This is a genomic window from Pseudomonas batumici (assembly GCF_036585405.1).
Classification (GTDB): Bacteria; Pseudomonadota; Gammaproteobacteria; order Pseudomonadales; family Pseudomonadaceae; genus Aquipseudomonas; species Aquipseudomonas batumici.
The window spans coordinates 4,637,772-4,661,711 of sequence record NZ_CP144470.1; the positions used below are offsets into that span (position 1 = coordinate 4,637,772).

Consider the following 23,940-nt stretch of genomic DNA (forward strand, 5'->3'; position numbering starts at 1 on the left):
GAGTGATCAGTGTTCGTCATCGATATAGGGGTCGGGATGACCCAGTTCGGCAAGCAACGTTCGTTCCAGTGCTTCCATTTCCTCGGCTTCTTCGTCGTCTATATGGTCGTAGCCCAATAGATGCAGGCAGCCGTGAATGACCAGGTGGGCCCAATGGGCCTCCAGTGCCTTGCCTTGTTCGGCCGCTTCGCGAGCGACCACCGGGATGCAGATCACCAGATCGCCCAGCAATGGGATATCCAGCAAGTCGTCCGGCACGTCGGCGGGGAAGGACAGCACGTTGGTCGCGTAGTCCTTGTGCCGCCAGGTATGGTTGAGCTCGCGACCTTCGGCCTCGTCCACCAGGCGGATGGTCAGCTCGGAGTCGGCCGTGCGTTGGCGCAGGGCGAGTTCGCACCAGCGGCGAAACTCGGCGTCACTGGGGGCGGGGGCGTCAGAGGCCCGTTGCAAATCGAGTTCAAGCATCGTGGCGGGTACCCGGGGTGTCTTCGTCGGCGCGATTTTCAAAGCGCTCGTAGGCCTCGACGATGCGTTGTACCAGCGGATGGCGCACGACGTCCTTGGGCATGAAATGGGTGAAACTGATGCCCGGCACATCCTTGAGGACCTTGATCACGTGGGCCAGCCCCGATTTCGTGCCCTTGGGCAGGTCGACCTGGGTGATGTCGCCGGTGATCACCGCCGTGGAGCCGAAGCCGATGCGGGTCAGGAACATTTTCATCTGTTCGACGGTGGTGTTCTGGCTTTCGTCGAGGATGATGAAGCTGTTGTTCAGGGTCCGGCCGCGCATGTAGGCCAGCGGCGCGATTTCGATGACCTGGCGCTCGATCAGCTTGGCCACGTATTCGAAACCGAGCATTTCATAGAGGGCGTCGTAGAGTGGGCGCAGGTACGGGTCGATCTTCTGGGCCAGGTCGCCGGGCAGGAAGCCGAGTTTTTCGCCGGCTTCGACCGCCGGGCGCACCAGCAGGATGCGTCGCACCTGCTCGCGCTCCAGCGCGTCGACGGCGCAGGCCACCGCCAGGTAGGTCTTGCCGGTACCGGCCGGGCCGATCCCGAAGTTGATGTCGTTGCCGAGGATTTCCTTCACGTAGCGCTGCTGATTCTGGCCGCGGGGGCGAATCATGCCTTTCTTGGTGCGCAGGGCCACGCTGGCTTCGGCCACCGGGTTGAGGTGCAGGTCTTCCACGCTCGATTCCTGCAGGAACAGGTGGACCATGTCCGGCGACAGCTCGGTACCCTTGGTTTCCCGGTACAGGCGGCGCAGCAGGTTTTCCGCGGAGGTGGTGTGCTTGGGTTCGCCGATCAGCTCGAACTGATTGCCGCGATTGCGGATCTCGATGGCCAGGCGCTGTTCGATCAAGCGCAAATGCTCGTCGAACTGTCCGCACAGATTGGCGAAGCGGCGAGCCTCGAAAGGCTCGAGGATGAAACGATGAGGTTCGATGGGTGCGTTCAAGGTCGTTTTTAGCCGCCCGACGGCAATGGAGATGAATTCAAGGATAACGCTAGCAGACCGGGGGCGAAAGCTCTCATTGCGGCATCGAGCCGCGCAGTGAATGCGGTTGCGCCGCGTCGATGTGCACGTCGATAAACTGGCCGATCAACTGGGGATTGTCGCAGCGGAAGTTGACGATACGATTATTCTCGGTGCGCCCCTGCAACTCGCCAGGGTCTTTTTTCGAATAATCGGTCACCAGGATGCGCTGGAGCGTACCGACCATTTGTCGGCTGATCTCGAATCCTTGCTGGTTCAGGCGATGTTGCAGGGCGTTGAGGCGCTCTTTCTTCACCGCTTCCGGGGTGTCGTCCGGCAAATCCGCCGCCGGGGTCCCGGGGCGCTGGCTGTAGACGAAGGAGTAGGAGAAGTCGAAACCGACGTCTTCGATCAGCTTCATGGTCTGCTGGAAGTCTTTCTCGGTTTCCCCGGGGAAGCCGACGATAAAGTCCGAACTGATGCAGATGCCCGGCACGGCGGCGCGCAACTTGCGCAGCTTGGACTTGTATTCCAGTGCCGTGTGGTTGCGCTTCATCGCCGCGAGGATCCGGTCCGAGCCCGACTGTACCGGCAGGTGCAGGTGCTTGACCAGCTGCGGCACCTCGGCGTGGGCCTGGATCAGGCTGTCGGAGAACTCCAGCGGGTGCGAGGTGGTGTAGCGGATCCGCTCGATACCGTCGACGGCGGCGACCACGCGGATCAGTTCCGCCAGGTCCGCCAGGCGCCCGTCATGGGTGGCGCCGCGATAACCGTTGACGTTCTGCCCCAGCAGGGTCACTTCGCGCACACCGTTTTCGGCCAGGTGGATGATCTCGCCGATCACGTCGTCGAACGGTCGGCTGACTTCTTCGCCGCGGGTATAGGGCACGACGCAGAAGGTGCAGTACTTGCTGCAGCCTTCCATCACCGAGACATAGGCGCTCGGGCCGTCGATGCGCGGTTCCGGCAGGTGGTCGAACTTTTCGATTTCCGGGAACGACACGTCCACCTGCGGCTGCTGGGTGGTTCGGGCGGCGTCGATCATTTCCGGCAGGCGGTGCAGGGTCTGCGGGCCGAAGACTACGTCGACATAGGGGGCGCGATCGCGGATCGCCGCGCCTTCCTGGCTGGCGACGCAACCGCCGACGGCGATCACCATCTGCGGGTTCGCCAGTTTCAGTTCGCGCCAGCGGCCCAACTGGGAGTAGACCCGGTCCTGGGCGCGCTCGCGGATCGAGCAGGTGTTGAGCAGGATGACGTCCGCGTCTTCGGCACGGGCGGTGACTTCCAGGGCCTGGTGTTCGCCCAGCAGGTCGACCATGCGCGAGCTGTCATACTCGTTCATCTGGCAACCGTGGGTTTCGATGTAAAGCTTCTTGGCCATGGACATTCATCAATGTGGTTCAAAGAACCGCGCATTATAGTGGTCATCGCGCTTGCTTCCTAGCGCTGTCCGTTCGGCGGCTATGCTATAGTTCGCGCCCTATTTTTATCCCCCAATGTGTTGCCCGCCCACCATGACCAAACGTGAAGCCCCCATCTACAAGGTGATTTTCCTCAACCAGGGCCAGGTGTTCGAAATGTACGCCAAGCAGATCTATCAGAGCGATCTGTGGGGCTTCCTGGAAGTCGAAGAGTTTGTCTTTGGCGAGCGCACGCAACTGGTGGTCGATCCCGGCGAGGAAAAGCTCAAGGCCCAGTTCGAAGGCGTGGTGCGCAGTTTCGTGCCGATGCATTCGATCGTGCGGATCGACGAAGTCGAGCGCCTGGGCACACCGAAGATCAGCGAGGCGCGGGGCGTGGGCAATGTGATGCCGTTCCCGATGCCAATGCCCGAAAAATAACGATCAGGGCAGCGGCGAAAACGGTGTACGGCCGTCAGCCGTCTGCAATTCCAGCAGGTATTTGCGGAAGATCTGCCCCAGCACCTGGGTCGCCATCTCCAGCTGGTCGCGGGGCATCTTCGCCGCGACCTCATCCGCCGTGTCCAGTGCCTCTTCGGCACCATTGACCGCGGCCATCTTCAGCACGATATAGGCCTGGACGTTATTGGCCGGCACCCCTTCGCCCTTGTAGAACATGGTGCCGAGCTGGAACTGCGCCTGGGCGTGGCCTTGCAGGGACGCCTGTTCGAAATGGCTCAGGGCCTTGTTGAGGTCGTGTTGCGGGTTGTTGCTGTCGTGATAGAACGCGCCCAACTCGTATTGCGCTTGCGCATCGCCGCCCTTTGCCGCTTCTTCGCAGGCGGCCAGGGCCTCGGCGAGGTCCTGTGGCTGGGTGTTGAGGGTGCAACGCCCCATCGCCGGGATCAACAACGAGTTACCGCCTGCATGTGCCAGCAGCGGCTGAAGGAGCAACAGGCAGCCCAATACAAGGGCGCGGCCGGTGCGGTTCATGGGAATCGACGTACCTCTGAAGGGCGGGCGGACCCGGCCTGGGGGATGACTATGGCGCGCATTATGAAATAAGCGGGGGCCACCTTACAAAGTCTTTACTCGTTTTTCTGCTGCACGGGCGCTATACCCGCTTGTTTTGCAAGTATCTGGACAGAGGACGGTAAGAAACAGGGGAAGTTTAAGCGGGAAAACCGACGCCGGCTGAAACCGGCGTCGGGGACATCGGTTATTTCAGTGCGGCAAAAGCCTTTTCAGCAGCATCCAATGTCAGCTTCAGCTCGGTTTCGCCATGGGCGATGGAGGTGAAACCGGCTTCGAAGGCACTCGGCGCCAGGTACACGCCGCCGTCGAGCATGAGGTGGAAGAAACGCTTGAAGCGCTCGGCATCGCTGGACATCACGTCGTCGAACGTGACGATGTCGTCGGCACCGCTGAAGTACAGGCCGAACATACCGCCGGCCTGGGTGGTCACGAACGGGATGCCGGCCGCATCGGCACGGTCTTGCAGGCCCTGGAGCAGGCGGCGGGTGTAGTCGCTCAGCTCGGCGTGGAAGCCCGGGCGGCTGATCAGGCGCAGGGTGGTCAGGCCGGCGGCCATCGCCAACGGGTTGCCGGACAAGGTGCCGGCCTGGTAGACCGGGCCCAGCGGGGCGATGCAGGACATGATCTCGCGCTTGCCGCCGAAGCAGCCCACCGGCATGCCGCCGCCGATGATCTTGCCGAAGGTGCTCAGGTCCGGGGTGACGCCGTAGTGGGCCTGGGCTCCGCCCAGGGCGACGCGGAAACCGGTCATCACTTCGTCGAAGATCAGCACCACGCCGTGCTGGTCGCACAGGGTCCGCAGGCCTTCGAGGAAACCCGGGGCCGGCGGCACGCAGTTCATGTTGCCGGCCACTGGCTCGACGATGATGCAGGCGACTTCCTGGCCGACTTCGCCGAGCAGGGTCTCGACCGCGGCGAGGTCGTTGAAAGGCAGGGTCAGGGTGTGCTTGGCGAAAGCCGCCGGGACACCGGCGGAGCTCGGCACGCCTTGGGTCAGGGCGCCGGAGCCGGCCTTGACCAGCAGGCTGTCGGAGTGGCCGTGGTAGCAGCCTTCGAACTTGATGATGCTGTCACGACCGGTGAAGCCACGGGCCAGGCGGATGGCGCTCATGGTCGCCTCGGTGCCGGAACTGACCATGCGGACCATTTCCATCGACGGCACGAGGCCGCAGACCAGATCGGCCATCTCGGTTTCCATGGCGGTCGGCGCACCATAGGACAGCCCGTGCTCCAGCTGCTTGCGCACGGCGTCCAGCACGTCCGGGTGGCTGTGGCCGAGGATCATCGGGCCCCAGGAGCCGACGTAGTCGACATAGCGCTTGTCGTCTTCGTCGGTGACATAGGCGCCTTCGGCGTGCTTGAAGAACAGCGGGGTGCCGCCGACGCTCTTGAACGCGCGAACAGGCGAGTTCACACCGCCGGGGATGTGTTTCTGGGCACTGGCAAACAGGGTTTCGGAACGAGACATGGGCAGGCTCTCAGGCGTCATGAAGTGAAGAGGGCGTTGAAGGCTTGGGCGCGGCGGGTCACTTCCCGGGTGCTTTCGGCACCGAACAGGCCGTGGATCACCGCCAGCAGGTCGGCACCGTGGGCCACCAGCGGGGCGGCGTTGTCCAGGGTGATGCCGCCGATCACCGCGATCGGCAGGTGCAGCAGCGGGCGCGCGCGTTCGAGCAGCGCCACGTCGGCAGCCGGTGCGCCGGGCTTGGTGTTGGAGTTGAAGAAGCGCCCGAAGGCGACATAGCTGGCGCCTTCCCGGGCCGCCTGTTCGGCGAGTTCAAGCTGCGCGTGGCAGGTGGAGCCGATAATGGCCCGGCTACCCAGCAGCGAACGGGCCGGCGTCAGCGGCCCGTCGGTCTGGCCCAGGTGCACGCCGACGCCAAGCCGCGCCGCCAGTTCGGCGTCGTCGTTGATGATCAACTGGGTCTTGTAGCGTTCGCACAGCCCGCGCAGGGCCTCGGCTTCCCGCAGGCGGCGGGCCTCGTCGGTACTTTTGTCGCGGTATTGCAGCAAGGTCACGCCGCCATCCAGTGCCGCCTCGACATAAGGCAGGAACTTGCCGGCCAGCAACTGGCTATCGGTGATGGCGTACAGGCCGCGTAGTTTCATCGGGTCAGCCTCGGAGTCTTGGGAAGCGCTGAAGGTTACGAGCAGAAGTCCAGGGGCAGGCGTCGGGGGACGAACTGGCCCTTGCCCAGCTGTTCGGCGTCGCGCAGGGTCCGCCAGGTGTAATCCAGTGCGGTCTGCACGGCGCTGACCAGGCCCTCGCCGAGGGCCAGGCGCCCGGCGAGGGTGCTCGCCAGGGTGCAGCCGGAACCATGATAGCTGCCGGGCAGGCGCTGGCATTTGAAGGTCTGGCGGGTGCCGTCGCGGCTGTACAGGCGGTTGTGGATTTCGTCTTCGTCGCCATGTCCGCCGGTGATCAGCAGGTGTTGGCAGAACGGCAGGAGTTTTTCCGCGCACTCGTCGGCACTGCCCTCGGGCAATTCGGCGAGGATGCGGGCTTCGGGGAGGTTGGGGGTGGCAATGGTCGCCAGCGGCAGCAGGCGTTCGCGCATGGCATAGCCGACTTCATCCTTGCCCAGGCGTCCGCCACCGCCAGCGCGCAGCACCGGGTCGCAGACCAGCGGCAGGTGCGGGTGCGCCTGGAGCAGTTCGACCACGGTGTCGACCATTTCCAGGGAGCCGAGCATGCCCAGCTTGACGGCTGCCACGGTCGAGTCGTTGAGCACGGCATTGGCCTGGGCCAATACCCACTCACGGTCGAGCACGCGGAAGTCGCTGACGTTGACCGTGTCCTGCACGGTCAACGCGGTGACCGCCGGAGCGGCATGGCAACCCTGGGCGAGCAGGGCTTCGATATCTGCCTGGAGGCCGGCACCCCCACTGGGATCGTGGCCGGAGAGACAGAGGACAACGGGACGGGAGCTGTAGGTATTCATGGAGCGCGAGCTTACCACCAAACGCTTTTTTCGGGACCGCCCGCCCGGCGTTGTATTTGCACCCTGAAGCTTTTTCCGGGGTGGCCGATAACCCTTCGCCCTACCGCCTGATTGTGTGCTGGGACGCCCGTCCTAGAGCCTTTGGATAAAATATCTCAATGGTGTGTTTTAGCCATCACTGGCTATGCTAGAGTGGATCCAAACGAATAATGGGCCATGAGGTATCACGTCGTCTCAAAGGGAAGGGGGGCTCCTGACGCGACCTGATTGGCCATGCTGGGGCTGTATGCGCTATTTGCTGCTGATTTTGTTGAGCTGGCTGCCGCTGTTGGCGAGTGCAGTCGAGTTTGATGAGTCCACTCAGAGTCTGCCTCTGGGCCGGGTCATGCAGGTGTACGAAGACGCGAGCGGCCAGGCCGATATCGCGCAGGTCGCGGCGCCCGCCATGGCCGCGCGCTTTCATCAGCACGACAAGGCTTCGCTCAATGCCGGCTACTCGCTGTCGGCGTTCTGGCTCAAGGTCGACCTGACCTACACCCCCAAGCATCCAGACGCCCTGCGCATCTGGTTGCTGGAGTTGGCCTATCCGCCGATGAAACACATCGAGCTCTATGTGCCGGACGCCAGTGGCGGCTACCGCCTGGCCCAGCGCACCGGTAATGAATTGCCGTTCGCCAGCCGGCCGATCAAGCAGAACAACTACCTGTTCGAGCTGGATTTCGCTCCCAACCAAAGCAAGACCGTCTACCTGCGGCTGCAAACCGAAGGCTCGATGCAGGCGCCGCTGACCCTCTGGTCGATGCAGGCCTACCTCGAAGACCAGCCGGTGCGCCTCTATGTCCTGGGGCTGATCTATGGCGTGCTGCTGGGGATGCTGGTCTACAACCTGTTCATCTACCTCAGCGTGCGGGACACCAGCTACCTCTATTACATCTTCTACATCGCCTCGTTCGGCTTCTACCAGCTGTCGGTCAACGGCGCGGCGGTGCAGTATTTCTGGCCGAACAACCCCGGCTGGGCCAACGCCTCGACGCCGTTCTTTATCGGCCTGGCGGGTTTCTTCGGCTGCCAGTTCACCCGCAGCTTCCTGCACACGGCCGCCCACAGTCGCTGGCTGGACCGGCTGTTGCTGCTGTTGATGGCCTATAGCACGGTGGTTACGGTACTGTCGCTGATGACCAGCTATGCCCTGGCCCTGCGCCTGGCAACGGTCCTGGCCCTGGCGTTCACCGTGACCATTTTCGTCACCGGGATCAGCGCCTGGTGTTGTGGGTTGCGGGTGGCGCGCTACTTCATCATCGCCTGGTCGGCGTTCCTGCTGGGCGGGTTGGTCAATACCCTGATGGTGCTGGGCTACCTGCCGAACGTCTTCCTGACCATGTACGCCAGCCAGATCGGCTCGGCCCTGGAGGTCGGCCTGTTGTCCCTGGCCCTGGCCGACCGCATCAACACCATGCGCGAGCAGCAGGCGCAGACCTTGCTGGAGTCCGGGCAGAAGCTGGAAGTGCTGAACCGCGAGCTGGCCAACAGCAACCGTCTCAAGGACGAATTCCTCGCCACCGTCACCCATGAGCTGCGCACGCCGATGAACGGCGTGATCGGCTCCCTGGAATTGATGCAGACCCTGGAGCTGGATCCGGAGCTTGCGCAATACCAGCAGACGGCGGCCGGTTCCGCCCGGGACATGATGCGCATGGTCAATGGCATCCTGATCCTGACCGAGTTGCAGGCCGGTCGGCTCAAGGTGAGCACACAGTCGTTCGGCTTGCGCCGTTTGCTGTACGGCTTGCAGGAGCAGTTCGGCGGACGTGTCCAGGGCAAGGGCCTGCATTTCGCCATTGAAGTGGCCGACGACGTGCCGGACAGTTTCCAGGGCGATGCCGAGAAGATCGTGCAGTGCCTGGAATGCCTGGTGGACAATGCCATCAAGTTCACCCGCGAAGGTGGCTTGGTGCTGCGGGTCAGCGGTCGGCCGGCAGCGGCGCAGCACTGGGCCCTGTCGTTCGCGGTGATCGACAGCGGCATCGGTTTCATCGACCTGGATGAAGCCACGCTCTATCAGCGTTTCTTCCAGCTCGACGGTTCGATGACCCGTGAGTACGGCGGTCTGGGCATTGGCCTGGCGATCTGTCGGCAGCTGATCGACTTGCTCGGCGGGCACCTCACCCATCAGTCGGAGCTTGGCATGGGCAGCCGCTTCCAGCTCGAGGTGGAGGTCGAGGTGTTGAGCCCGAGGGTGTCGCGCCCGGTGTCGGCACCGCGTGCGCCGCGGGACTGCACCTTGTTGCTGGTGGACGACAACAGCGTCAGCCAGTTGGTGGTGCGCGGCATGTTGCTCAAGCTGGGGTATCGGGTGTTCACGGCGAACGATGCCCGGGCCGCGCTCGATGTGCTGGGTGGGCAGGCGGTGGACGGGCTGCTGCTTGACTGTCCGCCGCAACCGACGGCCGAGACCTTGCTCTGCCAACAGCTGCGGGCGCTGCCCGGCGGTGCCGAGTTGCCGATCCTGGCCCTGGTCAGTTCGACCGACCCGCTGGAGCGCGAGCGTTGCCTGGCGGCCGGCGTCACGGACACCTTGTACAAGCCGGTGCGTTTCGACGAGTTGCAGCACCTGCTGGCTCGCCGTCTGTTGGCGCCTGTAGAGGGCGAAAGCGCCGGTATTTAGGCGCTTATGTCACTTTTTTCACGGCGGTACGCGTGATTCACTGGGGTTCCTGGCCTTTCTCTGCGAAGCCACTTCTCAAAGGAGCCCGACATGAACCTCCATCAATACGCTGAAACCCACGAGGTCACCAACCAGCCGCCGTCGCTGGACGGTATCAATCTCTATCGCATCGACCTGCCGCTGCAGGAGTGGGCGCGTCGCTTCGGCGCCGGTTGGGCCGAATCGCGTATCGAGGCCTATGGCGCACTGGCCGGCGGGCCGCTGATGGAGGCGGGTTTTCTCGCCAACCAGAACAAACCGGTGTTTGTCAGCCATGACCGTTATGGCCACCGCCAGGACCTGGTGGAATTTCACCCGGCCTATCACGAACTGATGCGCACCGCCGTCGAGCATGGCCTGCCGTCGCTGCCCTGGACCGATCCGCAGGACGGCGCCCATGTGGCTCGTGCCGCCATGACCTACCTGCACAGCCAGGCCGAGGCCGGCACCGGCTGCCCGCTGACCATGACCTTCGCCTGCGTGCCGGCGTTGCGCCTGCAGCCGGATATCGCCGGGCAATGGCTGCCGAGCATCCTCAGTACCCAGTACGACCCGCGCAACATCGGCATTGCCCACAAGCGCGGGGCCACCATCGGCATGGCCATGACCGAGAAGCAGGGGGGTACCGACGTGCGTGCCAACACCACCCGGGCTTATCCCGTTGGCGCCACTGGCCCGGGGCAGGCCTATGAGCTGGTGGGGCACAAATGGTTCTGCTCGGCGCCGATGTGCGACGCCTTCCTGACCCTGGCCCAGACCGACAAGGGCCTGACCTGTTTCCTGCTGCCCCGGCATCGTCCGGATGACAGTCGCAACCAGTTCTATATCCAGCGCTTGAAGAACAAGCTGGGCAACTGCTCCAACGCTTCGAGCGAAGTGGAGTTCCGCGGCGCCCTGGCCTGGATGATCGGCGAGGAAGGGCGCGGCGTGCCGACCATTATCGAGATGGTGGCGATGACCCGTTTCGATTGCATGGTCGGTTCCAGTGCGTTGATGCGCCAGGCGCTGACCCAGGCCAGCCATCATTGTGCCCATCGGTTGGTCGGTGGCCGTGTGCTCAGCGAGCAGCCGTTGATGCAGAACGTGCTGGCCGACCTGGCGCTGGAGAGCGAGGCGGCGCTGGCCTTGAGCCTGCGCATGGGCCGGGCGCTGGATCATCTGGGGGACGGGCATGAAGCGAAATTCGCCCGGTTGGTGACGGCGGTGGGCAAATACTGGATCTGCAAGCGGGCCCCGGCGATGATCAACGAGGCCGCCGAGTGCATGGGCGGCGCGGGGTATGTGGAGGACAGCATTCTGCCGCGGCTGTACCGCGAGGCGCCGGTCAACTCGACCTGGGAAGGTTCGGGGAACGTGCAGTGCCTGGATGTGCTGCGTTCGTTGTCCAAGGAGCCCGGCGTACTGGAAGTGTTGTTCAGCGAGTTGGGCGACGGCCACGGGGACAAGCGCCTGGCCCGGCATATCGAGCACTTGAAGCTGGCGTTCACCGACACCCACGATATCCAGTACCGCGCCCGGCAACTGACCGAGGACATCGCGTTGGCGTTGCAGGCCAAGTTGCTGCTGGAGGCGGGCAATGCCGAGGTCAGCGACGGTTTTATCGCCAGCCGGCTGGCGGCGGGAGGGCGGGTCTACGGCACCTTGCCCCGTGGGGTGAATGTCGAGGCCATTGTTGCCCGCTCGACCCCGCAGGGTTTCTGAGGGAATACAAGGATATTTGAAGGCTCACACAGACATTGTGGCAGTGAACGATAACCCGGTGTTTCAGTCCGAACAGGTTGCAGGCAAGATGAACGTCTGCAACATCAGAAGACAGGATGCTCCCCGTGACCGAAGCTTTTATTGTCGTGCAATCCCCCGAACAAGCCGTGGACCGTCTGGCTGAACTCCACGAGCGTGCCACCCGTGCCCTGAGCCAGGCGCTCAAGCGCTACCTCAAGGATCGCGTCGAACCAGACGCCGACCAACGGGCCCTGTTCCGCTACCCTGAACTGCGCCTGACCTACACCTACCAGGGTGAAGTCCCCGCCACCACCCGGGCCTATGCCAAGGTCCAGTTGCCGGGGACCTACAGCGTCACCGTCACGCACCCGGCGGCGTTCCGCAAATACCTGCTGGAACAACTGGTGCCGCTGATGCGCGACTTCACCGTCACGGTGGAAGTGGGCGTTAGCGAACAGAACATTCCTTACCCCTACGTGGTCGAGCAGGGCGATGAGCTGGCCGGCTCCGGCGTCACCGCCTCGGCCCTGGCGCGGGTTTTCCCGAGCACCGACCTGTCGGCCGCCACCGACGACATCGCCGATGGCCTGCACGACTGGGAAAACACCTCGCCCCTGCCCCTGGCGTTGTTCGATGCCGCCCGGGTGGATTTCTCCCTGCGGCGCCTGGTGCACTACACCGGCAGCGACTGGCGCCATGTACAGCCGTGGATCCTGCTGACCAACTACCACCGCTATGTCGACCAGTTCATCCTCCATGGCCTGCAACAACTGCGTGACGACCCGCGTTTCGTGCGTATGGTGCTGCCGGGCAACGTGATCATCGACAAGAGCATGGAGTACGGCGAGGCCCAGGCCATGGTCGCCGGTGTGGTCTGGCACCGCTACCAGATGCCGGCCTACCACCTGCAGGCCGCCGACGGGCATGGCGTGACGCTGGTGAACATCGGCGTCGGGCCGTCCAACGCGAAGAACATCACCGACCACCTGGCGGTACTGCGTCCGCACTGCTGGCTGATGATCGGCCACTGCGGCGGCCTGCGCCAATCCCAGACCATCGGCGACTATGTGCTGGCCCACGCCTATATGCGGCGCGACGGGATTCTCGACCGGGTGGTGCCGCCGAATATCCCGATCCCGGCCCTGGCCGAAGTGCAGTTGGCCTTGCAACAGGCGGCGGCCAACGTCACCGGCGAACGCGGCGACGACCTGAAGAAGCGCCTGCGCACCGGTACCGTGCTGACCTACGACGACCGTAACTGGGAATTGCGCTGGGCCCAGGAGCGGCCGTTGATCAACCTGTCCCGCGCCGTGGCCGTGGACATGGAAAGCGGCACCATCGCCGCCCAGGGTTATCGCCTGCGGGTGCCTTACGGCACCTTGCTCTGTGTCTCGGACAAACCGCTGCACAGTGAGATCAAGCTGCCGGGTTCGGCGAACGCGTTCTATGAGCGGGCTGTCAGCCAGCACTTGAAGATCGGTATTGCCGCGGTGGACCTGCTGCGCACCGAGCTGCATTCGCTGCACTCGCGCAAACTGCGCAGCTTTGACGAGCCGCCGTTCCGTTAAGCACGGCTTATGCCGTCAATCGGGTGAAATGCGGTCATTGTAGGAGCCGGCTTGCCGGCGATGAGGTCCTCGAGCCTTGCGGCGTTCTGACGAACGCCATCGCCGCGGTGCGGCGTCCCGGCAAGCCGGCTCCTACATACGCGCATCTGGAAATAACGGCTGACACGCCCTAGCATGGCGGCTCCTGATCCTCAGATGTCCTCCTTGCCATGTCTCGTCCACCCCGTCCCGTTGTGCGTCGTTCGGCCGCGAAAACTCCCGTTGCGCCGCGTCGGGTCGCTAAGGCCCCGCCGGCCGAACCCAAGCTGATCCTGTTCAACAAACCCTTCGATGTGCTGACGCAGTTCAGCGACGGTGAAGGGCGCGCGACCCTCAAGGATTTTATCGACGTGGCCGGCGTCTACCCCGCCGGCCGGCTGGACCGCGACAGCGAAGGCCTGCTGTTGCTGACCAACGACGGCCAGCTCCAGGCGCGGATTGCCGATCCCAGGCACAAGCTGGCGAAAACCTATTGGGTGCAGGTCGAAGGTGTGCCGAGCGCCGGGCAGATCGAGCAGTTGCAAAAGGGTGTGGAGTTGAACGACGGCATGACCTTGCCGGCCCAGGCCCGGCAGATCGACGAGCCCGAGCTCTGGCCGCGCAATCCGCCGGTGCGGTTTCGCCAGAGCATTCCCACTGCCTGGCTGGAGTTGATCATTCGCGAGGGGCGCAACCGTCAGGTGCGGCGCATGACCGCGGCGGTGGGCTTGCCGACCTTGCGCCTGGTGCGGGTGCGCATCGGCGACTGGACCCTGGAGGGGCTGGATCAAGGTCAGTGGCGTGAAGTGCCGGCGCGCTTGTAGCTTGCCGCTGCTTTACAGCGACCCGGATTCGATCAGCCCGATCACCACGCTCTTGATCACGAACGCGACGATGCCCAGGCCCAGCACGAAGAACAGGATAAGGGTGCCGAAGCGGCCGGCCTTGGATTTCTTCGCCAGGTCCCAGACGATGAAACCCATGAAAATGATCAGGATGCTGACCAGGCCGGTCATCATCCACTCTTCGAATACGGCAGGATCCATCGGACCTCTCCAGCGCGAGCGGGGTGAAAAACCGCTCGATTATACGCCATGGACGGGAGCCCAACTGATCTCGGGCAATAAAGCGATCAACTGCGCAAATGGGTCAATGGCAATTCCGTGCTGTTGAGCACCTGGTTCAGCACAAAGCTGGAGCGCACGCTGGTCACCCCTTCGATGCGGGTCAGGTGCCCCAGCAGCAGTTTCTGGTAGTGATCCATGTCCGGCACCACCACCTTCAACTGATAGTCGGCGTCCATCCCCGTCACCAGGCTGCATTCCAGCACTTGCGGCAAGCTGCGGATCGCCGCCTCGAAGTTTTCGAAGCGCTCCGGCGTATGCCGGTCCATGCCGATCAGCACATAGGCGGTCAGGCTCAAACCGAGCATCTTGCGGTCGAGCAACGCCACCTGGCGGGAAATGTAACCGTCGTCCTCCAACTGCTTGACCCGTCGCGAACAGGGCGACGGCGACAGGCCGATACGTTCGGCCAGCTCCTGGTTGGAGATGCGGGCATCGCGCTGCAATTCCGCCAGAATGCTCAGGTCGTATCGGTCGAGTTTGCTCATCATTCAGGCCTTTCTAATAACTATTGCGGTAAATTATCTATCTGAAGTTAAAAATTGCGCAAGTTATGTTTATTCGAGCAATGTTCGCAATCCTGTGTCGTCGCCCTGGGCCTATGCTTATCACCAGAATCACTGCCCGGATCCGTGGCCAGTCTCGCAAGTACGTTCACCATCGAGACAGCCACCCCAGTCCAGCGCGGCCCGCCGAATCAGGCCAGCCGCGGCCGACAATCCCACAGGGTTGCGCCGGCCACCGGGCTACACGCTGTCCAGAAGACGGTGTGAGGTGAGCCGGCGTCAAAAGCGTCGAGCACGGACGAAGTTTTCAAGGGGAGGCCGACGGGTCTCCCTTTTTTATTGGGCGTAAAATAAGTTGTGTGACTGGTAGAGTGTCGCAGAACCGGAATCCGCTTTCCCAGTCTTATGGTTAAGCCCTGAACCGCAGTGAGGAATGGAATGAAATCGCGCATCTGGCGTCTGGCAGGTGTTGGTTTGCTCTGTATGAGTGTTGGTGTGCAAGCGCTGGCAGAAAACCAGGGTGATGAGAATCAGAAACACGAGGGCGAGCATCGCTCCGAAGGGCGTCCGGGAGGCAATGAGGGACGTCCGCAAAACAATCAGCCACGTCCCCAGGTTCCGGCTCCGCGACCGCCGGAAGTTCGCCCGCAGGCCCCGGCCCCTCGGCCACCAGCGCCTGAGATCCGTCTCCAGGCACCGCAACCGCGTCCACCAGCACCCGAGATCCGTCCCCAGGCGCCGCAACCACGTCCGCCAGCGCCGGAGATCCGTCCTCAGGTTCGTCCGGAAAACAATCAGCATTTCGAGCGGCACGAGCAGGTCCCGGCCGGGCAATGGCAAGGCCGTCCGCCGCAGAACGAGCCCAATCAGCAGCCTCGTCCGGCGCCGCAGCAGAACAGCCTGCCGATCCAGCCCCACCCCGATAGCGTGCGCCAGACCCAGGAACCGCTGCGCGGCAACTATTCCGATATCCCCCGGCGCAACGGCTACAACCCGAATGGGCCCGTCGGGAACAACTGGCGTCCCGAAAACAATCGCCCCGGCGGCAACTTCGAACACCACGACGACCGTCGCTGGCCGGGCCGTCCCGAGGGTCATGGCAACGGTTGGGGCCCCGGTCCGCAATATCGCCCCGGCTACATGGTCGACCGCTTTCCCGAGCGTCACTGGCGGGTGCCGTACCGTGGCCAGGACTATTTCTTCTCCGGTGGCTACTGGTATCGCCCGCAGGGCGAGCGCTACGTAGTGGTCGCTCCGCCACGGGGGATTCGCACCAGCTACCTGCCCGATTATTCGCGGGAAGTCTGGATCGGCGGCTCGCTGTTTTTCCTCGCGGCCGGCGCCTATTACCTCTATCAGGAAGATACCCAGGACTACGTGGTGGTCGACCCGCCGGCCGCCGCGCCGCAGGTGGCGCCGGAGCCGCAAGACAACGGCTACGATGTGGTGGCGTATCCGGCCAACGGCCAGAGCCCGGAGCAGGTCCAGCAGGACGGCGAGGATTGCTATCGCTGGGCCGTGCAGCAAAGTGGCTTCGATCCGGCCAACGTGACCTACGCGCCGGCGCCGGCCGTGGTCCAGGCCTATCGCCAGGCCGAGGGCAACTGCCTGAGCAGTCGCGGTTACCAGGTCAACTACTAAGCGCTTATTGGCGCGGCTTGACCACCTCCCGCGGATCGGCGTGCACCAGCACCTCGGCCTGCGGGTAGGCGGCATGGATGGCATCGGCGGCCTGGTCACTCAGGTCGTGGGCCACCGACAAGGTCAATTCCCCCGGCAACTCCAGATGCAACTGCACGAACCAGCGGTTGCCGGAAATCCGTGTCCGCAGGTCGTGGGCACCCAACACCCCGGGGACGCCACAGGCCAGCTCCAGCATGTGCTGGCTGATGTCCGGTGACAGTTCCTCATCCATCAGCACCGCGAAGCTTTCCCGGCCGATCTGGATCGCACTCCACAGGATGTAGACCGAGATCCCCAGGCCGAACCAGGCGTCCACCTGCGGCCAGCCGAAGCTGGCGAGCACCAGTGCCAGCAGGATGCTGCCGTTGAGCAGCAGGTCCGAACGGTAGTGCAGGGAGTCGGCGCGCACGGCGGTGGAGCCGGTCGCGCGGATCACCTTGTGCTGCAACAGCAGCAACCCGGCGGTCAGGATCAGCGACAGCACGATCACCCCGATGCCGATCCAGGGGGCGCCGATGGGCTCCGGGTTTTTCAGCCGCTCGAACGCCTGGATGGCGATCAGCACCGCACTCACCGCGATGAACAGCGCCTGGGCCATGCCCGACAGGGATTCGGCCTTGCCGTGCCCGTAGCGGTGATCGCTATCGGCCGGCCGCAAGGCGTAGTGCACCGCCAGCAGATTGAGAAACGAGGTCACGCCATCGAGCAGCGAGTCGGTCAGCCCGGCGAGCATGCTCACCGAGCCGCTCAGCCACCAGGCGCCGGCCTTGGTCAGGATCAGGATACTGGCGACCGCGACCGAAGCCCGGGTGGCCAGGCGTAACAGGCGGGCGTGTTCCGGGCTGCTGGTCATGAGCGCAGCGATCCTTTATCAGTGTCCCCGGGCTCAGGCCGCAGGGCGCAGGTTGTACATCGCCAGCTGTTGCAGGTTGCCTTTTTGCTGGATCAGGCGCGGGTCGTTCAGCGGCAGGGTCTGGCCCAGCTCGGTCTTGAGTATCGCCTGCAACTTGAGGGTGTCGACCTGGCCTTCGGCGGTGATGGCTTCGCGGAGTTTTTCCGGGGCGATCTGCGCGGTCTTGTTTGGGGGCAGGTAGATGGCGCCGGTGGTGAAGTCGACGCCGAATGCGATCAGGCCCGGTATGACGAAGAACAGGATGCCGATGGCATCGAGACCTGCGATCAGCGGGTCGATCCGACCTTCGATCTGGCCACGACGGTCCGGGAAGAAAATCGAGCCGCAAGCGCTCAGTTGGGTCAGCAAGGTGGCGACCAGAACGGTGCCGATGACACGGGAAGCAATACGCATGCAGATCTCCTGAAGGAAACGTGAAGCCGGTGAGGGCCGCGTCTGGGTCTGTCCTTATAGACCGCGATTAATAACGGGCAGTTCGCCGTTATACTCGGCTCTCTGTTTTGGAGCCACCATGAATTCGTTGCCGATTGATGAAGTATTGCCGGCTTTGCGCCAGGCGTTGGGCGAACGTCACGAAGCGGTACTGGAAGCGCCGCCGGGTGCCGGTAAAACCACTCGGGTGCCGCTGGCGCTGCTGAACGAGCCGTGGCTGGCCGGGCAAACCATCCTGATGCTCGAACCCCGGCGTCTCGCGGCGCGGGCGGCGGCCGAGCGGCTGGCCAGCGAGCTTGGGGAGAAGGTCGGTGAAACCGTCGGCTATCGCATCCGCCTGGAAAGCCGGGTCGGCCCGAAGACGCGCATCGAAGTGGTCACCGAAGGCATTCTCTCCCGTCGCCTGAATGACGACCCGGCTCTCGAAGGTGTCGGCCTGGTGATCTTCGACGAATTCCACGAACGCAGCCTGGACGCCGACCTGGCCCTAGCCTTGAGCCTCAACGGGCGGCAGATGTTCCGTGACGAGCAGCCGCTGAAGATCCTGCTGATGTCCGCCACCCTTGAAGGCGAGCGCCTGGCCGGCCTGCTGGACGACGCACCGGTGGTGCGCAGCGAAGGGCGCATGTTCCCGGTGACCCTGCGTTGGGGCCGGGCCTTTCAACCTGGCGAATTTATCGAACCGCGAGTGGTGCAGACCGTGCACGAGGCGCTCGACGCCGAGCACGGCAGCCTGCTGGTGTTCCTGCCGGGCCAGGCGGAGATCCGCCGGGTGCACCAGCAACTGGAGGAGAGCCTGGGGGCGCGGGCCGATGTGCTGCTGTGCCCGTTGCATGGCGAGCTGGACCTGGCGGCCCAGCGCGCGGCCATCGAGCCGGCGCCCGCCAGCAAGCGCAAGGTGGTACTGGCCACCAACATCGCGGAAACCAGCCTGACCATCAATGGTGTGCGGGTGGTGATCGACGCCGGGCTGGCACGGGTGCCGCGTTTCGATCCCGGCAGCGGCATGACCCGCCTCGACACCCAGCGCATCTCTCGTGCCAGCGCCACCCAACGCGCCGGTCGCGCCGGGCGCCTGGAGCCGGGGGTGTGCTATCGGTTGTGGTCGCAGGATCAGCATGAACAGCTGGCTGCCTATGGCAGCGCGGAAATACTCCAGGCGGACCTGGCCGGGCTGGCCCTGCAACTGGCGCGCTGGGGCGTGGCCCCTGGTGAACTGGTCTGGCTGGATGCGCCGCCGGCCGCCGCCTATGCCCAGGCGCAGGACCTGCTGCAGCGGCTCGGTGCGTTGGTCGGCAAGAGTGACGCCGAGTACGCGTTGACGAACCACGGCCAGGCCATGGCCGAGTTGCCGGCCCATCCGCGTATCGCCCATTTGCTGTTGCGCGGCCAGGCACTGGGGCTGGCGGGCATGGCCTGCGATGTGGCGGCGCTCCTGGGCGAGCGGGATATCCAGCGCGGTGGCGGGGCCGACCTGCATACGCGGCTGGCCCTGCTGGCGGGTGAAGAGCGCGCGACCCGTGGTGCCCAGGGCGGTGTGCAGCGGGCGCGGCAACTGGCGCGGCAGTATCGCGGCTACTTGCGCGGTTCGGCGAGCGAGCCGGTGGCCGACCCGGACCACCCGCGCTGGCTGGGTGCGCTGTTGGCCCTGGCGTATCCGGATCGGGTCGCGCAACAACGGCGCGAGGGTGGCGCGGAGTACCGACTGGCCAATGGTCGGGCTGCCTTGTTCAGCGAAACCGACAGCCTGATGAAACAGCCCTGGCTGGTGGTGGCCGACCTGGGCAGTCGTCAGGGGCAGCGTGAGGAACGTATCTACCTGGCGGCGGAATTCGATCCGGGCCTGTTCGACACGGTACTGGCCGAGCAGGTGAGCACGGTCGATCAACTGGATTGGGACGAGCGCGAAGGCGTGCTGCGGGCCGAGCGCCAGCGCAAGGTCGGCGAGCTGATCCTCAGTCGTGAACCCTTGACCGGCCTGGATGAAGCGGCGCGTAGCCAGGCGCTGGTCAATCTGGTCCGGCGCAAGGGCTTGGAACTGTTGCCCTGGACCCCGGAGCTGCGCCAATGGCAGGCGCGGGTGGCCTTGCTGCGCCAGCTGGACCTGGACGGACAGGGTAAGAGCGAATGGCCGGATGTCAGCGACAAGACCTTGCTGGCGACCCTGGAGCAGTGGCTCAAGCCGTATCTGGGGCGGGTGTCGCGGCTCAGTCATTTCGCCAATCTGGAACTGGCCGGGATCCTTCACAGCTTGCTGCCCTGGCCGTTGCCGCAACGACTGGACGAGTGGGCGCCGCATCATCTGAGCGTGCCCTCGGGCTCGTCGATCCGACTGGACTACAGCGAGCAACCGCCGATCCTGGCGGTGCGCCTGCAAGAGTTGTTCGGCCTGGCCGAAACACCGCGGATTGCCGGTGGTCGCCAGGTGGTGAAACTGCACCTGCTGTCGCCGGCCCGTCGGCCAGTGCAGGTGACCCAGGATCTGGCGAATTTCTGGCGCAGCACCTACGCCGAAGTGAAGAAGGACCTCAAGGGACGTTACCCGAAGCATTACTGGCCGGATGATCCGTTGGTAGCAGAGGCCACTGCTCGGGCTAAACCCAGGGGTACCTGAGGGGGGGCGACGGATTAATCTGGTTGGGTTACCAGGATGTGGCCAGGAGTGGTCTCAACCTTGCGGCTGGTTGGTAGGAGAGAATGGTAAAGGGGCGCTCATCTGCTTGATGCGTCCTTCCAGGCCGCCATTTTCCTGGTAGTTCGAATAGAAAGTGAAAAGGCCAAACAACGCTAGCGCTACGGCGACAGAAGCAATGCCACTCAGCGTATGGTTTCCAAGGGATCGCCAGAACCCGGGCTTCAGGCTCTCGATCTTGGCAACGATAACGCCGTTGGCGATGGTCTCTTTCATCTCTGCACCGAGTTGATCAAGCGACTCGTCAATGAAGTTTTTTGCCAACTGCTCGGCCTTGTCTCGATACATCCTGACTTGCTGTGGGGTACAGGCAATCTGTTTGAATGCCTCATGGTTATCGCTGTCGTGACTTCGAATCCATTCGATTTTGTGGCGCTTGTACAGTGCGTACGCGAGCAGGCCCAAGAAGTCCTCATCAGCCTCAACCATCTTGTTGAAGACGTCGAACGGTATCGAACTGGCGGTGGAGGTTGCGGCGGGGGAGTGGGCTGGGGATTGAGGAAGGTCAGCAGGAGATGACGCCTGAGGCGTCATCTCGACGGTTGGGCGCGCGGACAACGGATAAAAATCCCGCAGTCAACGAGACAGGCGTTCGTACGCCCGCTTCATCATGTCATTGATGGTTTCTTTGGATAGCTTCGAGGAGCGGGCAACGACATCCCTCTTGGTTGTCGACGAGAGCCGCTTGTTACTTTCCTTGACGAGTGCGATCGAGACGTTGGGCATGACAACCTCCAGTTTCTCCATGGTCGTTCGGGTTTTCAGAGATACCCGGACGAGCGTTTCCCTTCGTTCATATTTGATGGGTGCCCCCGGGAAGTCAAGGAAGCGGGTGGATACCAATTGTGTCTGACCGGGCGGCTATTGCGCCGCCGGCAACAGAAACTGCGCCAGCACTGGCAAGTGATCGGAAATCGTCAAGGTATCGTCCTGTCGCACCTGCGCCTCGACCCGCTTGAGCTTGGCACTGTAGAAAAAGTAATCCAGCGTCCGATCCGGCCCGCTGACATCGGGATCGTTCGGGTAAAACGTCAGCCACTGCTCACGGTCGATGCCGCTGGCCTCGTTGTTGCTCGGGATCATCGGGTACTGGTCCCACAACAGATGCAGCTCGCTGTCCGCCGAGTAACCGCCACGCAAGCGCGCTGGCAGGCGCAGGTACTGGCCCAGCGGCAGCAGGTTGAAATCGCCGCCAATCAACCAGGGCGTGCCCTGGCTCTCGAACTTGTCGAGCAATTGCCGGGTCATCCGCACTTGCTGCAACTGGGTGTCGTTCTGGGCATAGCTCCCCAGTTGCGTATTGATCACCGCCAGTTGCCCGCCGTCGCTCAACGGCAGGTAGTTCACCAGCAGCGCCGGGCGGGGCTGGAACTGGCGCTTGAGCAGATTGCCCGGCGCCAGGGGCAATTGCTGGCGTTCAGCGTGTTCGACCTGATAGCGGCTCAAGGTCGCCAGCTTGCGCCCGACGCTACCGAGGATATGCAGGTTCGGGACAAAGTCGGCTTTCCAGTCGAACGCCTGGGAACTGCAGGGATACAGGTCCGCCAGACGTTCCTGGAGCAACTTCAACTGATCCTGGTAAGCGCTGGTCTTGGCGTTCTCGTCGACTTCCTGCAACAGCAGGATGTCCGGCTGCTCGGCGCGGATCACCCGCGTCACCTCGTCCAGGCTGAAAGCCATGTCCTCCGGGGTCGGACGCTCGTCCGGGCCGCTGCCGTCGGCCAGGTCGTACCAGAACACATAACGTTTGCCCGCCAGGTACTGGAGATTCCAGGTCATCACCTTGAGGGCCTGGCCCGGGACCAGCACCGGCGCTTCGGCGGTGCAGCGCACGGGCAGGGTTTCCCGGTCTTCCGGGCGCCAGGTCAGGCTGTAGACCAGCAGGGCGACCAGGCCCGCCGTAATCACCAGGCAGGCCACCAGATAACGTAATAGACGAGTCATGGGCCTCGCTTCAGTCGTTGGCGGAATTTTCACCAATCAGCATGTAGATTCGGAACAACACGACGCTGGTGAACAGTTGCAGAAAACTGTGGGCGCTGTCGATGATCAGCGTCAGTACCGGGTTCTGCGGTGTCGGGTAGATGCTCAGGCTCAGGCCCTTGAGCAGCCAGAGCGGCCCCATGACACACAAGATGCAGGTGAAGGTCAGCCAGAAGCGGCCGCGGCTCAAGGCGAAGCTTTCCTTGATCGCCTGCAGCGGCTCGCGTCCGCGCAGCACCAGCAGGTATTCGGAGAAGGCCAGCACCACGATCAGCCAGATGCCCGGAATGAAATACAGCGACAGGCCCAGCACGATGGCGATGGTGTTGACCGCCGACAGCAGCGCAAAGCGCGGCCACAGGCGCAGGGACATGGCCAGCAGGTCACGGTTGAGCGGTGCCTCGCCACGGCTGCGGGCATCGAGAAACAGGATCAGCGCCGCCGTGTAGAGCGGATAGACCAGCAGCCCGGCCACCAACCCGTAGATCGGCGAGGCATCCGGCCCCACGGCGTTGTCCAGCAGTTGCTGGAGCAGGGCTTCGAAGATCACCAGCGGCAGGCAGAGCAGGGCGATCTGGCGCAGGTTGCGCTGGAAAAAGTACAGGGAGTCACGGATTACATTGAACGGGTTCATCGCTTGTCTATCGCACAGGCTGGGGCAGGGCATCACTTTAACCGATGGCGCGGACCGACACCCAAATGTAAACGTTAGGTAAGGATCATTGAAACTTCCCGTAACAACCCCATAACTGATGTACGCCCGGGCCCGGTTGGGTCGGGGCGATCGATTTCTACCCGGCAATCTAACGAGGTCGCCATGAACAGCGAAGAGCAAACCCTGATCGATGGACTGTTTTCACGGTTGCAGCAAGCCGAAACAGGTTCAGCCCCACGTGACCCTCTGGCCGAGGCGCGGATTAGGGAACACCTGACTCGCCAACCGGCTGCACCGTACTACATGACTCAGTCGATCCTGGTGCAAGAGCACGCGATCAAGAGCCTCGACGAACAGAACAAGCAACTGCAGGCGCAGGTGCAGCAGCTTCAGGCGGAGTTGCAACAGGCCCGCGCCCAGAGTGCCGCGCCGGCGCCGAGCAGCGGTGGCTTCCTGTCGAGCATTTTCGGCGGCAGCCGCGATCCGGAGCCGGCCCCGGCACCGAGCAATTCGGCTGGCGGCTGGCGTGAGCCGGGGCGCCCGGCATTCAATGCACCGCCGCAGCAGAACTACAACGCCCAGCCCAACTATGCCCAGCAGCCGGCCTACGCCCAGCCCGCGCCGCAGCAGGCGGCCCCGGCGGCCCCTATCGGCAGTGGCTTCCTGGGTGGCGCGCTGAAAACCGCGGCGGGTGTGGCCGGTGGCGTGATGCTGGCGGAAGGGATCAGCAGCCTGTTCCATCACAACCAGCAGCAACCGCAGATCATCGAGGAAATCATCGAACCCAGCCCGATGAGCAACAACGGCGGTTGGGGTGACGATCAGCGTATGGCCAACAACGACTCCTGGGGCCGCAATGACCAGGGTGGTTTCGACGACGCCGACTTCAGTGGCGACAGTTCCTTCCTTTCTGACGACGACGATTCCTACGTCTGATCTCAGCCGCTGATGGGTGTCGAGCGCAGAGCCTGCGCTTGACACCCCGGCTCATCCCCGTCCCGCCGATTATTCGCTGAACCTTCCCCCAGGCTGGCATACTGCGCACTTAATCGCTTCCGAGCGCTCGTCATCACCCGCCAGTGC

Annotated in this window: 23 protein-coding genes; 8 read left to right on the top strand and 15 right to left on the bottom strand. The window is 63.6% G+C overall.

Annotated elements, in window-relative coordinates; all coding sequences use genetic code 11:
* Positions 1–6: 6 nt before the first annotated feature.
* From ybeY to miaB, 3 genes are all read right to left on the bottom strand, one after another.
* Positions 7–465, bottom strand: coding sequence for an rRNA maturation RNase YbeY (ybeY, locus tag NUH87_RS21135; RefSeq protein ID WP_040071164.1), 459 nt, complete (start codon positions 463–465; stop codon positions 7–9).
* Positions 458–1,459, bottom strand: coding sequence for a PhoH family protein (locus tag NUH87_RS21140; RefSeq protein WP_040071163.1), 1,002 nt, complete (start codon positions 1,457–1,459; stop codon positions 458–460). The genes ybeY and NUH87_RS21140 overlap by 8 nt, the downstream gene beginning before the upstream one ends.
* A 73-nt stretch (positions 1,460–1,532) precedes the next feature.
* Positions 1,533–2,861: a tRNA (N6-isopentenyl adenosine(37)-C2)-methylthiotransferase MiaB gene (gene miaB / locus NUH87_RS21145; protein ID WP_040071162.1), complete on the bottom strand. Its 1,329-nt coding sequence runs from the start codon at positions 2,859–2,861 to the stop codon at positions 1,533–1,535.
* A gap of 133 nt (positions 2,862–2,994) precedes the next feature.
* Here miaB and NUH87_RS21150 point away from each other — a divergent pair, with 133 nt between their 5' ends.
* Positions 2,995–3,321 carry a DUF1820 family protein gene (locus tag NUH87_RS21150; protein WP_040071161.1) on the top strand — a complete coding sequence of 109 codons (327 nt, stop codon included), beginning with the start codon at positions 2,995–2,997 and terminating at the stop codon, positions 3,319–3,321.
* A gap of 3 nt (positions 3,322–3,324) precedes the next feature.
* On the opposite strand, the gene NUH87_RS21155 is transcribed toward NUH87_RS21150, so the two are convergent.
* The 4 genes from NUH87_RS21155 to NUH87_RS21170 form a co-directional block, all read right to left on the bottom strand.
* A complete protein-coding gene (locus NUH87_RS21155) occupies positions 3,325–3,873 on the bottom strand; it encodes a tetratricopeptide repeat protein (protein ID WP_040071160.1) in 549 nt (182 codons plus the stop codon).
* A 226-nt stretch (positions 3,874–4,099) separates the two neighbouring features.
* On the bottom strand, positions 4,100–5,383 hold the full coding sequence (gene hemL / locus NUH87_RS21160; protein ID WP_338522549.1) for a glutamate-1-semialdehyde 2,1-aminomutase: 1,284 nt from the start codon (positions 5,381–5,383) through the stop codon (positions 4,100–4,102).
* Positions 5,384–5,400: 17 nt separating this feature from the next.
* Entirely contained in the window at positions 5,401–6,024 is a 624-nt protein-coding gene (gene thiE, locus NUH87_RS21165) for a thiamine phosphate synthase (protein ID WP_338522550.1), read from the bottom strand.
* Between the two features lie 35 nt (positions 6,025–6,059).
* Positions 6,060–6,857, bottom strand: a complete 798-nt coding sequence (locus NUH87_RS21170) for a hydroxymethylpyrimidine/phosphomethylpyrimidine kinase (protein ID WP_338522551.1) — start codon at positions 6,855–6,857, stop codon at positions 6,060–6,062.
* Between the two features lie 286 nt (positions 6,858–7,143).
* On the opposite strand from NUH87_RS21170, the gene NUH87_RS21175 reads away from it, so the two are divergent.
* The 4 genes from NUH87_RS21175 (at position 7,144) to NUH87_RS21190 (ending at position 13,693) form a co-directional block, all read left to right on the top strand.
* Complete coding sequence (locus NUH87_RS21175; RefSeq protein ID WP_338522552.1) at positions 7,144–9,522, top strand: hybrid sensor histidine kinase/response regulator; 2,379 nt, start codon at positions 7,144–7,146, stop codon at positions 9,520–9,522.
* Between the two features lie 90 nt (positions 9,523–9,612).
* On the top strand, positions 9,613–11,262 hold the full coding sequence (locus NUH87_RS21180) for an acyl-CoA dehydrogenase family protein (protein WP_338522553.1): 1,650 nt from the start codon (positions 9,613–9,615) through the stop codon (positions 11,260–11,262).
* 116 nt (positions 11,263–11,378) lie between these two features.
* Positions 11,379–12,851 (top strand): AMP nucleosidase, encoded by a 1,473-nt coding sequence (amn, locus tag NUH87_RS21185; RefSeq protein ID WP_338522554.1) that lies wholly within the window; start codon positions 11,379–11,381, stop codon positions 12,849–12,851.
* A 209-nt stretch (positions 12,852–13,060) separates the two neighbouring features.
* On the top strand, positions 13,061–13,693 hold the full coding sequence (locus NUH87_RS21190; protein ID WP_338522555.1) for a pseudouridine synthase: 633 nt from the start codon (positions 13,061–13,063) through the stop codon (positions 13,691–13,693).
* A gap of 12 nt (positions 13,694–13,705) precedes the next feature.
* On the opposite strand, the gene NUH87_RS21195 is transcribed toward NUH87_RS21190, so the two are convergent.
* On the bottom strand, positions 13,706–13,915 hold the full coding sequence (locus NUH87_RS21195; protein ID WP_040071151.1) for a DUF2788 domain-containing protein: 210 nt from the start codon (positions 13,913–13,915) through the stop codon (positions 13,706–13,708).
* Between the two features lie 86 nt (positions 13,916–14,001).
* On the bottom strand, positions 14,002–14,481 hold the full coding sequence (locus tag NUH87_RS21200; protein ID WP_040071220.1) for an Lrp/AsnC family transcriptional regulator: 480 nt from the start codon (positions 14,479–14,481) through the stop codon (positions 14,002–14,004).
* Positions 14,482–14,937: 456 nt separating this feature from the next.
* Between NUH87_RS21200 and NUH87_RS21205 the strand changes: the two genes are divergently transcribed.
* Complete coding sequence (locus tag NUH87_RS21205) at positions 14,938–16,140, top strand: DUF6515 family protein (RefSeq protein ID WP_338522556.1); 1,203 nt, start codon at positions 14,938–14,940, stop codon at positions 16,138–16,140.
* A gap of 4 nt (positions 16,141–16,144) precedes the next feature.
* On the opposite strand, the gene NUH87_RS21210 is transcribed toward NUH87_RS21205, so the two are convergent.
* Together NUH87_RS21210 and NUH87_RS21215 are read right to left on the bottom strand one after the other, a co-directional pair.
* Positions 16,145–17,035, bottom strand: a complete 891-nt coding sequence (locus NUH87_RS21210; protein ID WP_338522557.1) for a cation diffusion facilitator family transporter — start codon at positions 17,033–17,035, stop codon at positions 16,145–16,147.
* A gap of 33 nt (positions 17,036–17,068) precedes the next feature.
* Entirely contained in the window at positions 17,069–17,488 is a 420-nt protein-coding gene (locus NUH87_RS21215) for a polyribonucleotide nucleotidyltransferase (protein WP_338522558.1), read from the bottom strand.
* A gap of 118 nt (positions 17,489–17,606) precedes the next feature.
* On the opposite strand from NUH87_RS21215, the gene hrpB reads away from it, so the two are divergent.
* Positions 17,607–20,141, top strand: a complete 2,535-nt coding sequence (hrpB, locus tag NUH87_RS21220; protein ID WP_338522559.1) for an ATP-dependent helicase HrpB — start codon at positions 17,607–17,609, stop codon at positions 20,139–20,141.
* Positions 20,142–20,195: 54 nt separating this feature from the next.
* On the opposite strand, the gene NUH87_RS21225 is transcribed toward hrpB, so the two are convergent.
* From NUH87_RS21225 to NUH87_RS21240, 4 genes are all read right to left on the bottom strand, one after another.
* Positions 20,196–20,777 (bottom strand): hypothetical protein, encoded by a 582-nt coding sequence (locus NUH87_RS21225; protein WP_338522560.1) that lies wholly within the window; start codon positions 20,775–20,777, stop codon positions 20,196–20,198.
* An 18-nt stretch (positions 20,778–20,795) separates the two neighbouring features.
* Positions 20,796–20,945 (bottom strand): hypothetical protein, encoded by a 150-nt coding sequence (locus tag NUH87_RS21230; protein ID WP_338522561.1) that lies wholly within the window; start codon positions 20,943–20,945, stop codon positions 20,796–20,798.
* A gap of 135 nt (positions 20,946–21,080) precedes the next feature.
* Positions 21,081–22,163 carry an endonuclease/exonuclease/phosphatase family protein gene (locus NUH87_RS21235; RefSeq protein WP_338522562.1) on the bottom strand — a complete coding sequence of 361 codons (1,083 nt, stop codon included), beginning with the start codon at positions 22,161–22,163 and terminating at the stop codon, positions 21,081–21,083.
* Between the two features lie 10 nt (positions 22,164–22,173).
* Positions 22,174–22,836 carry a YciC family protein gene (locus tag NUH87_RS21240; protein ID WP_338522563.1) on the bottom strand — a complete coding sequence of 221 codons (663 nt, stop codon included), beginning with the start codon at positions 22,834–22,836 and terminating at the stop codon, positions 22,174–22,176.
* Between the two features lie 183 nt (positions 22,837–23,019).
* Between NUH87_RS21240 and NUH87_RS21245 the strand changes: the two genes are divergently transcribed.
* A complete protein-coding gene (locus NUH87_RS21245; protein ID WP_338522564.1) occupies positions 23,020–23,793 on the top strand; it encodes a DUF2076 domain-containing protein in 774 nt (257 codons plus the stop codon).
* Positions 23,794–23,940 lie beyond the last annotated feature (147 nt).

Excerpts from the sequence above, each read along its gene's own strand:
- ybeY (WP_040071164.1), bottom strand. The coding sequence starts at position 465 with ATGCTTGAACTCGATTTGCAACGGGCCTCTGACGCCCCCGCCCCCAGT.
- miaB (WP_040071162.1), bottom strand. The coding sequence starts at position 2,861 with ATGGCCAAGAAGCTTTACATCGAAACCCACGGTTGCCAGATGAACGAG.
- NUH87_RS21150 (WP_040071161.1), top strand. The coding sequence starts at position 2,995 with ATGACCAAACGTGAAGCCCCCATCTACAAGGTGATTTTCCTCAACCAG.
- NUH87_RS21155 (WP_040071160.1), bottom strand. The coding sequence starts at position 3,873 with ATGAACCGCACCGGCCGCGCCCTTGTATTGGGCTGCCTGTTGCTCCTT.
- hemL (WP_338522549.1), bottom strand. The coding sequence starts at position 5,383 with ATGTCTCGTTCCGAAACCCTGTTTGCCAGTGCCCAGAAACACATCCCC.
- thiE (WP_338522550.1), bottom strand. The coding sequence starts at position 6,024 with ATGAAACTACGCGGCCTGTACGCCATCACCGATAGCCAGTTGCTGGCC.
- NUH87_RS21170 (WP_338522551.1), bottom strand. The coding sequence starts at position 6,857 with ATGAATACCTACAGCTCCCGTCCCGTTGTCCTCTGTCTCTCCGGCCAC.
- NUH87_RS21175 (WP_338522552.1), top strand. The coding sequence starts at position 7,144 with ATGCGCTATTTGCTGCTGATTTTGTTGAGCTGGCTGCCGCTGTTGGCG.
- NUH87_RS21180 (WP_338522553.1), top strand. The coding sequence starts at position 9,613 with ATGAACCTCCATCAATACGCTGAAACCCACGAGGTCACCAACCAGCCG.
- amn (WP_338522554.1), top strand. The coding sequence starts at position 11,379 with ATGCTCCCCGTGACCGAAGCTTTTATTGTCGTGCAATCCCCCGAACAA.
- NUH87_RS21190 (WP_338522555.1), top strand. The coding sequence starts at position 13,061 with ATGTCTCGTCCACCCCGTCCCGTTGTGCGTCGTTCGGCCGCGAAAACT.
- NUH87_RS21195 (WP_040071151.1), bottom strand. The coding sequence starts at position 13,915 with ATGGATCCTGCCGTATTCGAAGAGTGGATGATGACCGGCCTGGTCAGC.
- NUH87_RS21200 (WP_040071220.1), bottom strand. The coding sequence starts at position 14,481 with ATGAGCAAACTCGACCGATACGACCTGAGCATTCTGGCGGAATTGCAG.
- NUH87_RS21205 (WP_338522556.1), top strand. The coding sequence starts at position 14,938 with ATGAAATCGCGCATCTGGCGTCTGGCAGGTGTTGGTTTGCTCTGTATG.
- NUH87_RS21210 (WP_338522557.1), bottom strand. The coding sequence starts at position 17,035 with ATGACCAGCAGCCCGGAACACGCCCGCCTGTTACGCCTGGCCACCCGG.
- NUH87_RS21215 (WP_338522558.1), bottom strand. The coding sequence starts at position 17,488 with ATGCGTATTGCTTCCCGTGTCATCGGCACCGTTCTGGTCGCCACCTTG.
- hrpB (WP_338522559.1), top strand. The coding sequence starts at position 17,607 with ATGAATTCGTTGCCGATTGATGAAGTATTGCCGGCTTTGCGCCAGGCG.
- NUH87_RS21230 (WP_338522561.1), bottom strand. The coding sequence starts at position 20,945 with ATGCCCAACGTCTCGATCGCACTCGTCAAGGAAAGTAACAAGCGGCTC.
- NUH87_RS21235 (WP_338522562.1), bottom strand. The coding sequence starts at position 22,163 with ATGACTCGTCTATTACGTTATCTGGTGGCCTGCCTGGTGATTACGGCG.
- NUH87_RS21240 (WP_338522563.1), bottom strand. The coding sequence starts at position 22,836 with ATGAACCCGTTCAATGTAATCCGTGACTCCCTGTACTTTTTCCAGCGC.
- NUH87_RS21245 (WP_338522564.1), top strand. The coding sequence starts at position 23,020 with ATGAACAGCGAAGAGCAAACCCTGATCGATGGACTGTTTTCACGGTTG.